General features: G+C 66.2%; 13 protein-coding genes and 1 tRNA gene. 4 read left to right on the forward strand and 10 right to left on the reverse strand.

Going from position 1 to position 12,311, the window contains the following annotated elements; translation table 11 throughout:
* The first annotated feature begins 9 nt into the window (after window positions 1-9).
* The gene (locus tag Q331_RS0115795; protein WP_026381473.1) at window positions 10-207 is read left to right on the forward strand and encodes a hypothetical protein; all 198 of its coding nucleotides are present in this window, start codon (window positions 10-12) and stop codon (window positions 205-207) included.
* A gap of 154 nt (window positions 208-361) precedes the next feature.
* Here Q331_RS0115795 and Q331_RS22090 read toward each other — a convergent pair whose 3' ends face one another.
* From Q331_RS22090 to Q331_RS0115835, 8 genes are all read right to left on the reverse strand, one after another.
* Window positions 362-1,117: a GIY-YIG nuclease family protein gene (locus Q331_RS22090; protein ID WP_034492644.1), complete on the reverse strand. Its 756-nt coding sequence runs from the start codon at window positions 1,115-1,117 to the stop codon at window positions 362-364.
* A gap of 127 nt (window positions 1,118-1,244) precedes the next feature.
* Window positions 1,245-1,321: transfer RNA gene (locus Q331_RS0115805), tRNA-Met, on the reverse strand.
* Window positions 1,322-1,535: 214 nt separating this feature from the next.
* Complete coding sequence (locus Q331_RS22095) at window positions 1,536-2,465, reverse strand: prenyltransferase (RefSeq protein ID WP_051631250.1); 930 nt, start codon at window positions 2,463-2,465, stop codon at window positions 1,536-1,538.
* Complete coding sequence (locus Q331_RS0115815) at window positions 2,462-2,929, reverse strand: type II toxin-antitoxin system RatA family toxin (RefSeq protein WP_026381475.1); 468 nt, start codon at window positions 2,927-2,929, stop codon at window positions 2,462-2,464. Before Q331_RS0115815 ends, Q331_RS22095 begins: the two co-directional genes overlap by 4 nt.
* A gap of 8 nt (window positions 2,930-2,937) precedes the next feature.
* Window positions 2,938-3,588, reverse strand: coding sequence for an FMN-dependent NADH-azoreductase (locus tag Q331_RS22100; RefSeq protein ID WP_084175100.1), 651 nt, complete (start codon window positions 3,586-3,588; stop codon window positions 2,938-2,940).
* Window positions 3,589-3,619: 31 nt separating this feature from the next.
* On the reverse strand, window positions 3,620-4,216 hold the full coding sequence (locus Q331_RS22105) for a NapC/NirT family cytochrome c (RefSeq protein ID WP_051631252.1): 597 nt from the start codon (window positions 4,214-4,216) through the stop codon (window positions 3,620-3,622).
* Window positions 4,217-4,361: 145 nt separating this feature from the next.
* The gene (locus Q331_RS0115830) at window positions 4,362-4,664 is read right to left on the reverse strand and encodes a c-type cytochrome (RefSeq protein ID WP_026381476.1); all 303 of its coding nucleotides are present in this window, start codon (window positions 4,662-4,664) and stop codon (window positions 4,362-4,364) included.
* A gap of 115 nt (window positions 4,665-4,779) precedes the next feature.
* Window positions 4,780-6,978: a CHASE2 domain-containing protein gene (locus tag Q331_RS0115835; protein ID WP_026381477.1), complete on the reverse strand. Its 2,199-nt coding sequence runs from the start codon at window positions 6,976-6,978 to the stop codon at window positions 4,780-4,782.
* 126 nt (window positions 6,979-7,104) lie between these two features.
* Between Q331_RS0115835 and Q331_RS0115840 the strand changes: the two genes are divergently transcribed.
* Window positions 7,105-8,448 (forward strand): porin family protein, encoded by a 1,344-nt coding sequence (locus tag Q331_RS0115840; protein ID WP_034492647.1) that lies wholly within the window; start codon window positions 7,105-7,107, stop codon window positions 8,446-8,448.
* A 14-nt stretch (window positions 8,449-8,462) separates the two neighbouring features.
* Window positions 8,463-9,482 carry a FecR family protein gene (locus Q331_RS0115845; RefSeq protein WP_026381479.1) on the forward strand — a complete coding sequence of 340 codons (1,020 nt, stop codon included), beginning with the start codon at window positions 8,463-8,465 and terminating at the stop codon, window positions 9,480-9,482.
* A 58-nt stretch (window positions 9,483-9,540) separates the two neighbouring features.
* Here Q331_RS0115845 and Q331_RS0115850 read toward each other — a convergent pair whose 3' ends face one another.
* Entirely contained in the window at window positions 9,541-10,266 is a 726-nt protein-coding gene (locus Q331_RS0115850; RefSeq protein WP_026381480.1) for a DUF6065 family protein, read from the reverse strand.
* Window positions 10,267-10,439: 173 nt separating this feature from the next.
* On the opposite strand from Q331_RS0115850, the gene Q331_RS0115855 reads away from it, so the two are divergent.
* Window positions 10,440-11,936, forward strand: coding sequence for a CoA-acylating methylmalonate-semialdehyde dehydrogenase (locus Q331_RS0115855; RefSeq protein WP_026381481.1), 1,497 nt, complete (start codon window positions 10,440-10,442; stop codon window positions 11,934-11,936).
* Window positions 11,937-12,010: 74 nt separating this feature from the next.
* Here the strand turns inward: Q331_RS0115855 and Q331_RS0115860 are convergent.
* On the reverse strand, window positions 12,011-12,311 hold a 301-nt coding region (locus Q331_RS0115860), incomplete at its 5' end, for an IS4 family transposase (protein ID WP_026381482.1).

The following is a 12,311-nucleotide window of genomic DNA, read 5'->3' on the forward strand; positions in this document are numbered from 1 at the left end:
GCCGAAGGCATGGCCCTTATCAACGAAGCCTACCGCGAAAACCTTGAAGTCGCCGCCGCGATCTACAACGGCCCCCGACAGATGATGGGGCTTGGCAAAGACGTGCATACGATCATGGCGGGCAACATCGCCGGGTTGTGGGCACCTGACGGTTGGAAGGCGCTTAACGAAGGCTTGGACGTGCAGAAGACCTTGAAGAACTACTAACCACTTATCGGCGACATTCACGGGGCGTACTACAACCCCGCCGTCGTAGCCGAAGCCGAAGCGTCGCGGGTCGAAGTCTAACTTACTCGGGCTTGCCCAATTACGGGCAAGAGCAAGGCTAAGTGCCAACTACCGCGCCTTCGGGCGCGGCTTTTTACATGAACTTCTTCCGTAAACGGAACGCGCGAACGTCGCTGGCATCCAAGTTGAACCATTCGCCATTCATGCGCTTATCCTTGAAGCGATTGTGCCAATAAGCTTCAATGCCGCTAGGGTCGTCGGTTTCTATGCTGTGAATTGGCTCAAGAACTTCGGCAAGCTGTAGGCCAATTTCATACTGCCGTCGGTCGATAGAATTCGTCTTGCCGATTTTGTAGAAATTACCAGATTTTAGCATGTAGACATAGCCGGTCGCGACGGGGCCAAGACGCTCAACAACGTCTTCTTCGTTGCTTGCCGGTGGCAATGCCTCGATTGCTTCGGACAGAATTTTTGCGGCTTCTTGGCCAAGCCCATGCTGTCTTACATGGTCTAACGCGGCAACCAGCCTATCTCGCCTTAAGCCGATGTGATTGGCCAGAGTGGAGTGCGACGGAAAGGAATCGTTCGCGCGCCTCTCAATACGAATATCACCTTCGGTTGGGACGCGGCCAAGCTTCGCGATCAAGGACACGTAAGCATTCAATACGTGTTCTTTGTCGAACTGCCCTTGAAATCCGTTTGCGGTTAAGCCTGCGTCCTTGAGTGCGTCACCCCACCGCGCCCAATGCAGCCCATACCATTCATGGCGTTTGACCCCGGTGACTGCCTCGAAACGCTGCCGACCGGGTGCGCTGCCTTCCGCGCGGGCAATCCGCTTAATGTGTTCTACAATTTCTTCTTTTGTTACCGCCATGGGACGCTTCGACATGAATTCTTCGTGACTACACCTTAGTGCCGGTCGCGGCAAACGTCACGCCTGAACCCCAGTTCGACTTGGGGTAGATTGTGGGTAGAGCTTCCGTTCCCGGCAATTTATCAATAAAATCAATGATATGTGGTAGCGGAGGAGGGACTTGAACCCCCGACACGCGGATTATGATTCCGCTGCTCTAACCAACTGAGCTACTCCGCCGTCTGGCGACCGGCGCCATTGCGGCAAGGGCCGAAGCGAGCCTTCTGCCATGTCCGAAGCGGTGCAAAGCCCCGAACGAGCCAGGGATATACGGTCGGGCGCCTGGGGCGTCAAGCGAGGCGATCGCGACCCCCGATCGGCCCCGGCGCAGGCCTGAGGGCGGTCAAGGCGGTGCCGCCGCGGTGCCATGCGAGCAAGCGGCCTCCGCGCGGCCTCAGCCGATGAGGACGCCCGTGCCGGCCCCGACCGAATAGAGCAGGAAGGCGACCAGCGCCGCCGGCTGCGCCGGCCGTTTGCGATGGAAAGTCTGCGGCTCGCGCCAGATGGCGAAGCTCGCATAGGCGGCGGCCGGCAGGAAGAGGGCGCCGAGCCAGACGGCCTTGGGAAGTCCCGCCGCCGGCAGGGCGAGAAGGATGAGGGCGGCGGCAAGATAGATCGCCGGCAGCACCTGGCTCGCCTTTTCCTTGCCGAGCTGGACGACGAGGTTGCGCTTGCCGGAGGCCTTGTCGGCCTCGTAGTCGGGGAATTCGTTCACCCACAGGAAGGCGGCCACGATGAGGCCGAGCGGCAGGGACAGGAGGAAGACCTCGGCGGAGAGTTGATGGGTCTGGATGAGATAGGTGGCAAGGGCGATCAGCGGCCCGTAGACGACCATCACCGCCGCCTCGCCGCCGCCGCGATAGGAAAGCTTCAGGGGCGGGCCCTGATAGGACCAGCCGAGCAGGGCGCCCGCCAGGCCGAACCACAGGACGGCCGGCTCGCGTGCCACGACGATGAAAATGCCGAGGAGGCCGGCGAGCGCCGTCATGGCGATGGCGATCTCCCAGGTCTGGCGACGGGTGAGGAGATCCTCCACCAAGACCCGCTTGCCGCCTGAGAAGGGCGTGCGGTCTTCCGGCGCCACGCGCAGATCGGTGCCCGAATCGTAATCATAGATGTCGCCGGTGGCGTTCTTGGCCGCTTCCAGGGCGAAGACGGTTATCGCCGTGGCGATCAGCCAGCCCCAGTGAAGGCCGCCCTCCACTGAGGCGACGGCGGCGCCCAGATAGATGGAGGCGAGCGAAGTCAGGCTGATCTTCGGATCGGCAAGGCGCGAGAAGCCACCCCAGAAATCGCCGTCCCGCCCGATATCGGTCTCGCTCATGCCGAGCTCTCCTCTTGGCCTGTCGTCTTCTGTTTTCGCCGCGCCTCGGCCCGCTCGCGGAAGGCCTCGACCGAGCGGACGTAGAACTGGCGCACCAGCGCCTCGCGGAAGCCGCCGAGAAAGGCGGGAGCGAGCGTAAAATCGACGCTCATGGTCACGGCGGTGCGCTCCGGCTCCAGCGCCTTGAAGAACCATTCATGGCGAAGGCTTCTGAAGGGCTTGTCGTAGGAGCGGATGAGGATGTGCTCCGGCGGGTCGAAATGCGCATAGCTGGTGAAGGCGACGGTGAAGCCGGGAATGCCCACGCGCTGGCGCACGGTCAGATCGTTGCCCTGCCGCTCCACGATGCGCGCCTCCAGGAAGCCCGGCAGGAACTGCGCATAGCTCTCCACGTCCGAAACCATGTCGAACACCTCCTGGCAGGAAAGCTCGACGGTTAGCTTTGTGTCGAAATGCCCGGCCATTCCGTCGGTCAGCCGAGGCCGCGCATCGGCTCGGCCGCGGGCCGGCTCTGCGCCCAGGCGCGCGCCAGCTCCGCCAGCTGGCTCTGCGCCTCCGCGATGGCGCCCTGCCGCTCGGCCGCGCCCATGCGCGTGCCCTCCGCATGGACAAAGGCGACGTCGGTGACGCCGATGAAGCGCATCACCTTCTTCATATAAGGGACCTGGAAGTCGGAGGCGGGGTCGGCGGAAAGGTAGTAGCCGCCGCGCGCGGTGACGATCAACGTGCGCTTGCCTTCCAGCAGGCCCTCAACCCCGCCGGGCCCGTAGCGGAAGGTCCTTCCCGCCCGCAGCACATGGTCGATCCAGGTCTTGAAGTTGGCCGGCACGGTGAAATTGTGCATCGGCATGGAGAACAGGTAGCTGTCGTGCTCGTAAAGGTCCTCAATATAGGCTTCCGACGGCGCGATGGCGGCCTGCATCGCGGCGTCGCGTTCATGCGGCTGCGCGAGGTCGGCCTTCACCCAGCCCGCATCCAGAAGGGGCGGCGGCTCGGCGACGAGATCGCGCAAGGTGACGCCGATATCCGGCTGCAACGCCTTCAGCTGTTCCACGAAAGCGTTGGAAAGGCGGCGGGTGACCGACGCTGGGTCGGGACTCGCCTCAATGTGTAGAAGTCGCATGGTCTGGCAGCGTGGGGCTCGTTGTCTCGACCTATCGCTGCAAGGCTCGCATGTCGGCGGGCTGATCGGCAAGGCGGGCCGACTTGTCCTCCTCGGCCTTCGCCGCCTCCGCGGCGGGTGCGTGTCCGACCCCCTGGTGGCAGGTGATGCAGGTGATGCCTGCGTTGACGGCCTGCTCGTGTGCCATCTTGGCGCCCTGGTTCTGCTCCTCCAGCGTCATTGCCTCCACCGCATGGCAGTTGCGGCAGGTCTCCGAATCGGTCCGCGTCAGATAGTCGATGACCTTTTGCGACATCTCCTCGCGTTTGGCCTCGTAATCCTCGCGCGTGGCGAGCTTGCCGGTGAGATGGCCCCACACGTCCCGGGTGCCGGCCGCCGCCTTGCCCCAGAGAAGATCATACCAGGGATGCTCGTCGACATGGCAGGCGATGCAGGGCACCCGAACGCCGGAAGGATTGGCGAAATGCGCCTCCTGCTGATAGGTCTCCTGCGGCCAGGTCATCTCGTGACAGGCGATGCAGAACTCATTCGTGCCGGTGCGTTGCACCACCTCGGTGGTGACGCCGGCGACGGCCAGCCCGGCGATACCGCCGAGGGCCAGCACTCCGATCCAGGATCCCCATTTCATCGCGCCCTCGCTTAAAGCTTGTCTTAGCGAGCCCCCCAAGGCTCGGCCCGCCGATACTAACATCTAATGGAAAGGTATGACCGCCTGCACAAGCAGGAAGTGCGGCCGCAGGTCGCTCGCGGCTCTGGTGGGATTGCCGCCCGGCTCAGCCCTCGGGCTGCTCCGCGCCCGCGCTCTCCTGCATCCAGGCGTGCAGCGCCTCCAATTCGGCCTCGCTGAGCTTCTCCACCATGCCGCCGGTCGGCTGGTGCTCGCTGATCCCGGTGTTGAAGGCGGCAAGGTCGAGCGCCCCCATCTCTTCCTTGGAGGGGGCGAGCGTGCCGTGACAGACGGCGCATTTGACCTTGAACAGGGCTTCCATCTCCTGCGCCTCCTGGGCGCTCGCCGGGCTGGGTATGAGGAAGGCGGCGGCGATGGCAAGAACGGGCAGGCTCTTCGACAGGTTCATGGCTTTTCCTTTGTACGAAATGACTTAGTTTGCCTTATCCCGGATATGGCTTGCCGGCCTTGGCCCATCAAGCAGCACCCCGGTGCGACCGATCCGCGTCCCCCGGGGCCGGCCGCTATTTGGCCTCGGAGACGAAGACGCCGTCCCAGCCGGGAGGTGGCGGCTGCCGCTGGAAGGCTTCCAACCGCTCTTCGTAGACGTCATAGAAGCCGCCGAGCCGCGCCGGCGCCAGGTCGCGCAGCCTGGCAAGGGCGGCCTTGGCCGGAGCGACGTTCGCCTGCGCATAAAGCGTCAGCATCTCCTCATGGGCTTGCCGCAGACGCTGATAGGCGGCCGCCTCCGCCATCTCCTTCTCGTCGAGGAGCGTGAAGACCTGCAAAGGGGCGGCGCGGCCGACGACGCGCACCCGGTCGACCTTGAGAAGCATCAGGTCGCAAACGCCCTCGGCCGTCTCTTCCGAGAGGATCAGCGGCAGCGAGAATTGCTTGCACAACCCTTCCAGCCGCGCGGCGATGTTCACCGCATCGCCGATGGCCGAATAGTTGAAACGGGTACGCGAGCCGAGATTGCCGACGCAGCAGGGGCCGGTATTGAGGCCGATGCCGACGCGTATCTCCTGTCGGTGCGTCTGGTTGAACGCCTCCAGGGCCCGCAGCATGCGTATCGCCGCCGTCGTGGCGCGCCGGCGATGCGCGGCGACGTTGAGCGGTGCGTTCCAGAAGGCCATGATGGCGTCGCCGATATATTTGTCGAGCGTTGCCTCCTCCGCCAGAAGGACGTCGGTCATCGGCGTCAGATAATCGTTGAGAAGGCTGGTCAGCGCCTGCGGATCGAGCCCCTCCGACAGGCTGGTGAAGCCGCGGATGTCGCAGAAGAGGATGGTCAGCTCCCGCGTCTCGCCGCCGAGCGTCAGCCTGTCGGGCTCCTCCGCCAGGCGCTCCACCAGGGAAGGCGCGAGGTAGTGCGAAAAGGCGTTCTTGACGAAGCGGCGCTCGCGCTCGGTGAGGACGAGCAGGACCGCCGTTGCCGCCACATGCGTGGCCGCGACGGAGCTGGCTGGCAGGATCGGGTCGATGAGAAGGCCGTGCCGGATGAAGGCGTACCAGGAGACGCCGACGGCCGCCGCCGCGACGAAGGCCGCAAAGACGGCGCCGATTGCCGGGGCGATGAAGGGGACGGCCAGAAGCACCAGCAGCGACAGGAAAAGGGCAAGGCTCACCTCCGCGCCCGGCGCCCAGTCGGGACGGGCCAGAAAGCTGCCGGAGAGCATCTGATCGATGGCCTCCGCATGGACGAAGACGCCCGGCACGCCGGCGGCAAGCGGCGTGGAGACGAGATCGCGCAGCCCCACCGCGCTGGTGCCGATGAGGACGATCCGCCCTTCGAGCGTCTGGCGCAGCGCGGCATCGCCCGCGGGCGCCTCAAGGATGCTGGCGGCGGCAAGCGTCGCTTCCGGGCCGGCGCCCGAATAATACAGAAAGAGCCCGCCATCCGGCCCGGTCGGCACCGCCAAGGCGCCGACCTTGATCGCCGTCATCGCCGGGGCGCCGGTATCGGCCTCGCCGCTGGCGCCGGTGGAGCGCACGACGATGCTCCCGGCGCCCTGGGCGACCCTTAGCGCCTCCACGGCGAGCGCCGGATAGAGCTGGCCGGCCGCATGCTCCACCACCGGCAGGCGCCGCACGATCCCGTCGGCCGCCGGCGGGAAGGAGAAGAAGCCTATCCCCGTCGCCGCCGCATCGAGCTGCGGCAGGTTGGCGATGGCGCCGCTCAGCGCCGGCAGATAGGCCTGGGGGTCGGTCCCGGCGAGGGCGAAGCCGGTCTTGGGGGGCGGCGGCGGCGCCCTGCTTTCCTGGGTGAGGACGAGGCCGGTCACCACCGGGTTGCGGGCGATGGCGGCGGCGAAGAGGGCGTCGTTGTCGAGCCGGTCCGCGTTCTGCGGCAGCTCGATCCTGGCGCCCGCCTGCCTCAGCGCGGCGACCGCGTTCTTCAGCGAGGCGCGGTCGGTCTCCGGAAAGACGATGTCGAAGGCGATCGCCGCCGCTCCCGCTTCGCCGATGCGCTCCACGAGACGGGCGAGCAGCGAGCGCGGCCAGGGCCATTGCCCGAGGGCCTTTAGGGAGGCCTCGTCGATGTCGACGACGACGACCGGAGCCCCGGCGGTCTCGCGCGGCGCCAGCCATTGGTAGCCGTCGAACACCAAGGCGCGCAGCCGCGCCAGGGAGGTGGGGCCCGCCGACCCTAGAGCGATGACCGCCACCATCGCGGCGAGGCCGGCGGCCCAGACCGCCGCCAGACGTCGCCTTTGCCTCATCTTCCGCACGCGTGCCATTTTCGTCACAGGACTTCGGATTCGCCAGTGGATGCGGGCGATTCGTAAATGAAATGTAGCCTTTCCGCCGATGTCCGGCGAATGTTTCCAGACGGGGAAGCGTTCGACATGGCGGAGCTGATGCACAACATGCTCAGGCCGATCCGCGCTCTTGCGCTGTTGGGAATGGTATTTGCGTTGGCGCTGCCGGCACTGGCCGACACCCAGGGCAATGCTTCGATCACCTATGAGGACGTTCTCGCGCGCCCGGACGATCTGGCGCTCACCTATGCCTATGCGCGCCAGGAAGCTGATCGCGGCCGTCTGGAACAGAGCGCCGGCGCCCTTGAGAGGCTGCTTCTACTGGAGCCCAACTGGGATACGGCACGCCTCTTCTACGCCATCGTGCTCTATCGCCTGGACGATTTGAAGGGGGCCGAGCGCGAGCTGCTCATTCTCAAGGACCGGCCGCTGAGCGCCGCGGACGCGAGCGAGGTCGCCCGCTACCTGGCGCTGGCGCAATCGGGGCAGAAGACGACCCGGTTCACCGGGGCGCTCTCCTTCGGCGCGGCGGTGGACACCAATCCCGCCTTCGCCTCTTCCGCCGATAACGGCTTCACCGCCGGCACGCTGGTGCCGCTGACAGCGCGGGAGCGGGTCGACGGCGCCTTCGTCGCCGCCGCAACGATGCGGGTGGAGCACACCTTGCCGACAGGGCAGGGCGATTTCGTTTTCGCCGAGGTCGATGGCTGGCTGAACGAGCAGTTCCATGTCGACCAGGCTAGCTTCCTCACGGGCCGGGCCGAGGCGGGGGCGACGCTCGTCTTCCGCGACCTTGCCGTGACGCCGGCGGCGCGTTTCGGCGCCTATGTGCTCGACGACGACCTCTTCTACGACGAATACGGCGGCACGCTGAAGGCCAGCTACGTCGTCAATCCGCGGCTGAGCGTCTTCGCCAAGGGCGCCGCGCTCTGGCAGGACTACCATCGCACCTCGCTTTCCTCCGTCGGCAGCGCCCGCGACGGCTGGGAGATAAGGGCAGGGGGCGGCCTCCTCGTCCGCCCGTCGCAGCGGCTCAATTCCTCGCTGGCCGCCTATTTCCTCAACAAGAACGCCGCCAGCGCCAGCTTCAGCTATCGCGGCCTGGAGCTGCATGGCAGGCAGGTCGTGCTCCTCGGTAGCGGCCAGTACGTGCTGGCTGAGGGCCAATATTGGCGTGTCGACTACGAGCGGCCGGATCCGGCGGTGTTGCCGGGCGTGACGCGCAAGGACGATCGCTTCCGCGCCCGCCTTGCCTACGGATTGCCGCTTGAGACCGCCTTCGGAGCGGTTGGCGTGGAGCTGCCGCAACCGATCGGCGAGATGAACTTTCAGCTTGGGGGCGAGTATTACCGGCAGAATTCCAACATAGCGAATTACGATGGCGATAACTGGTCCGGCGACGTGCTGGTGACCAAGCGATTTGCCTTCTGAGGCGGGAGCTGGCGATGGCGAGAAGGCCGAAGGGCGGAAGGGAAAAGTTGCGCAAGCTGGCGCTGGCCTTGAGCGTCAGCGCCCTGGCGCTCGGCGCCGGCGAGGCGCTCGCGGCGGCCAAGATCGGCACCAGCGCCGCCGTGCGCGGCGACGTCTTCGTGCGCGGTGGGCAGACCAGCGACCAGCGGCGCGCCCAGGTGCGCGAGAGCATCTTTCTTGAGGACCGGGTGCTGACCAAGCAGGAGAGCGCGCTGCAGATCCTCCTCATCGACCAGTCGATCTTCACCGTCGGCGAGAACTGCGAGATGGTGATCGACCGCTTCGTCTACGATCCCGATGCCGGGGCCGGGGCGATGAGCGCGCGCGTTGCCAAGGGCGCCTTCCGCTTCATGAGCGGCCAGATCGGCCAGAACAACCCCACCAATGTCTCCATCCAGACGCCGGCCGCCACCATCGGCATCCGCGGCACCGTGGTGGAATCCATCGTCGGCGCCGATGCGCGCGCCATCGCCGATGCGCTCGGCTTGGCCTCGCCGCCCGGCTGCGAGCCCGGCGAGGCGGTTCTTTCGGTCCTGCGCGGTCCCGGCCGCGGGCACAACACCTTGGAAAATTCCGGCATCATGGATGTCGGCAACGCCGCCGGCTCGCAGACCGTGACGCAGGCCAATTGGGCGGTCTACACGCCCTGTCCCGGAGCGCCGCCCTCGCGGCCCTTCCGCATGCCGGACGAGATGCTCGCCTATCTCAACCTTTATCTGCGCTCCACGCCCTCCGGCCCGCCGGTCAACCCGCTCGCCATTGAGGGCAGCGGCGGCGGCCAGAGCGGCCAGTCGCTGTTCAATCAGCCGGCGCCGGGCCCCGGCAGCCAGAGGTACAAGTTCAACGAGGCGCAGACCGACAGTCAGCTGCCGCCTCCTCCGCCACCACCACCACCTCCTCCTCCGCCACCACCACCACCTCCTCCTCCGCCGCCGCCACCGCCGCAACTGCCGCCACCTCCGCCTGTGGGCGGTGACGACATCATCATCGACTAGGTTGCGGCCTGCGGCGGCTCTGCGGCGCGCGGGGAGCGGGCAGAATGCGTGACGGGGCTCACGGGCGCGTCTTCTTCAGGCCCAGCTTGGTGCGGTGCGGCGGCGTCAGCTTCTCGGCGGGCCCGCGATGATAGTCGCGCTGCCATTTGCGCGCGGCGGCCTCCGAGCGCGGCATTTTCAGCTCGGCGTTGAAGGCGCGCCGCGATTGCGCCCAGGCGCGATGGGCGCTGGCGAGCTCCGGCTCTTCCTCAAGCGAGCGGCGGCGCGGCTGGAAAGTCTCGATCTCGCCGCGCCGGATCGGGAAGAAGGCGCAGATCGGCTCGCCCTTCTCGAAGAAGACGGTCGTATGGGCGCGGGTGAAGCGCCAGTTCATGGTGAAGGTGGCGATCGCCCAGTCGGTTTCCACGACGCCGTTGAGCGGTTGGATATCCGCCTTCGGGCGGTTCGGCGGCCCCATCACCCATAGGTCGAAGCCGGGCGGGGTTCGGATGAGGACGGGCAGGGTGAAGGTGAGGATGCCGTGCCCGAAATGGCTGATCGCCGGGCGCTTTTCGTCGCCGTAGATGATCTGCACGGCATCGAGGCCGGGCCCGCCGTCCCAGCTGGCGGAGAATACGGCGGGGTTCAACACCTCCCAGCAATGCTGGTTGGCGATGGTCAGCGGCAGGCAGCGATAGGCGAAGCGCTCGCTCGTCTCCTCCATCCATGCCCGCTCCAGCGGCGCCGGCTGGATGCTCACCTCGCTGCCATCGGTGACGAAGAAGTCGATGAAGAGCTCGCTCATGGCGCCCCAACCGTGCTTTTGTGCACGATAGGCGAGCCGGCCGGCGCTGTCAGCTTGGGGCGCGGCAAGGGGCCAGCGGAGCACGGTCTACCATGCCAGCGGCGGATTTTTCTTTGACTGGCGCGAGCAGTCGGACAAGAACTGCGCCCAAAGTCCTTTGCAGGGAGTGAAGCATGCGTGAGATCGGACATTTCATCGGCGGGCGGCAAGTCGCGGGCCGCAGCGGCCGTTATGGGGAGGTGTTCCTGCCGATGACGGGCGAGGTGCAGGCCAAGGTGGCGCTGGCCGGCAAGGACGAGCTGCACGAGGCGGTCGAAGTCGCCAAGGCCGCCCAACCCGGCTGGGCGGCGCAGAACCCGCAAAAGCGCGCCCGCGTCCTGATGAAGTTCCTGGATCTGGCGCACAAGGAGTTCGACAGCCTCGCCGAGCTTCTGGCCAGGGAGCACGGCAAGACGGTGCCCGACGCCAAGGGCGACATCCAGCGCGGCCTGGAGGTGGTGGAGTTCGCCTGCGGCATCCCGCATCTGATGAAGGGCGAATTCACCGAGAATGCCGGTCCCGGCATCGACATGTATTCCATCCGCCAGCCGCTCGGCGTCGTCGCCGGCATCACCCCTTTCAACTTCCCGGCGATGATCCCGATGTGGAAGTTCGCCCCGGCGATCGCCTGCGGCAACGCCTTCATCCTGAAGCCGTCGGAACGCGATCCCGGCGTGCCGATGCGCCTTGCCGAGCTGATGATGGAGGCCGGCCTGCCGGCTGGCATCCTCAACGTCGTCAACGGCGACAAGGAGGCGGTCGACGCCATCATCGAGGACCGCGACATCAAGGCCATCGGCTTCGTCGGCTCCTCCGCCATCGCCGAGTACATCTATGCCGGTGGCTGCGCCGCCGGAAAGCGCGTGCAGTGCTTCGGCGGGGCGAAGAACCACATGATCGTCATGCCCGACGCCGATATGGACCAGGCGGTCGACGCCTTGATCGGCGCCGGCTACGGCTCGGCTGGCGAGCGCTGCATGGCGATCTCCGTCGCCGTTCCGGTGGGCGAGGAGACGGCGAACCGGCTGGTGGAGCGGCTGGTGCCGCGCGTGGAGAGCCTGAAGATCGGCCCCTCCACCGATCCCGACGCCGATTTCGGGCCCTTGGTGACGGCCGAGGCGGTGAAGAAGGTCCGCTCCTATGTCGATCTCGGCGTGGCGGAGGGGGCCGAGCTCCTCGTCGACGGGCGCGGCTTCACCATGCAGGGCTACGAGAACGGCTTCTATATGGGCGGCTGCCTGTTCGACCGCGTGAGCCCTGACATGCGCATCTACAAGGAGGAGATCTTCGGCCCCGTCCTCTCCGTGGTGCGCGCCAGGGATTACGAGGAGGCGCTGGATCTGCCGACCAGCCACGAATACGGCAACGGCGTTGCCATCTTCACCCGCGACGGCGATGCGGCGCGCGATTTCGCCTCCAAGGTGGAGGTCGGCATGGTCGGCATCAACGTGCCGATCCCGGTGCCGCTCGCCTACCACACTTTCGGCGGCTGGAAGCGCTCCGGCTTCGGCGACCTCAACCAGCACGGCCCCGATTCCATCCGCTTCTACACCAAGACCAAGACCATCACCTCGCGCTGGCCCTCTGGCGTCAAGGAAGGCGCCGAATTCGTCATCCCGACGATGCGCTAGGCAAGGGCGGTCCGCCCCGCGCCTTTCTCGCTGTCGTCATGGCCGGGCCCGACCCACGGCTGTCCGGTTTAATTTCACGCCCATTGCAGGAGCATTTGGTTGGGGTCCTTGGACGGCTCTGGGGGTGGCTCGATCAGGCGGTCGATGCGCTTTTTGTGCATGAGGTTGGCGCGCACGAGCCTGGCGAAGGCGAGCGGGCTTTGAATGGCGTTCTGGGCGGCCTGGGCGAGGCGCAGGATGAGGAAGGCGATGAGCGCCACGGCGATCTGGATGCGCACGGCGTTCTCGCCGCGCCCGAGAAAATGCCTGATCTTGAGCGTCTGCTTGACCCACCGGAAGAACAGCTCGATGGCCCAGCGCCTTTTGTAGAGGTCG

The organism is Afifella pfennigii DSM 17143, assembly GCF_000688515.1.
Taxonomy (GTDB): domain Bacteria; phylum Pseudomonadota; class Alphaproteobacteria; order Rhizobiales; family Afifellaceae; genus Afifella; species Afifella pfennigii.

Excerpts from the sequence above, each read along its gene's own strand:
- Q331_RS0115795 (WP_026381473.1), top strand. The coding sequence starts at position 10 with ATGGCCCTTATCAACGAAGCCTACCGCGAAAACCTTGAAGTCGCCGCC.
- Q331_RS22090 (WP_034492644.1), bottom strand. The coding sequence starts at position 1,117 with ATGTCGAAGCGTCCCATGGCGGTAACAAAAGAAGAAATTGTAGAACAC.
- Q331_RS22095 (WP_051631250.1), bottom strand. The coding sequence starts at position 2,465 with ATGAGCGAGACCGATATCGGGCGGGACGGCGATTTCTGGGGTGGCTTC.
- Q331_RS0115815 (WP_026381475.1), bottom strand. The coding sequence starts at position 2,929 with ATGGCCGGGCATTTCGACACAAAGCTAACCGTCGAGCTTTCCTGCCAG.
- Q331_RS22100 (WP_084175100.1), bottom strand. The coding sequence starts at position 3,588 with ATGCGACTTCTACACATTGAGGCGAGTCCCGACCCAGCGTCGGTCACC.
- Q331_RS22105 (WP_051631252.1), bottom strand. The coding sequence starts at position 4,216 with ATGAAATGGGGATCCTGGATCGGAGTGCTGGCCCTCGGCGGTATCGCC.
- Q331_RS0115830 (WP_026381476.1), bottom strand. The coding sequence starts at position 4,664 with ATGAACCTGTCGAAGAGCCTGCCCGTTCTTGCCATCGCCGCCGCCTTC.
- Q331_RS0115835 (WP_026381477.1), bottom strand. The coding sequence starts at position 6,978 with ATGAGGCAAAGGCGACGTCTGGCGGCGGTCTGGGCCGCCGGCCTCGCC.
- Q331_RS0115840 (WP_034492647.1), top strand. The coding sequence starts at position 7,105 with ATGGCGGAGCTGATGCACAACATGCTCAGGCCGATCCGCGCTCTTGCG.
- Q331_RS0115845 (WP_026381479.1), top strand. The coding sequence starts at position 8,463 with ATGGCGAGAAGGCCGAAGGGCGGAAGGGAAAAGTTGCGCAAGCTGGCG.
- Q331_RS0115850 (WP_026381480.1), bottom strand. The coding sequence starts at position 10,266 with ATGAGCGAGCTCTTCATCGACTTCTTCGTCACCGATGGCAGCGAGGTG.
- Q331_RS0115855 (WP_026381481.1), top strand. The coding sequence starts at position 10,440 with ATGCGTGAGATCGGACATTTCATCGGCGGGCGGCAAGTCGCGGGCCGC.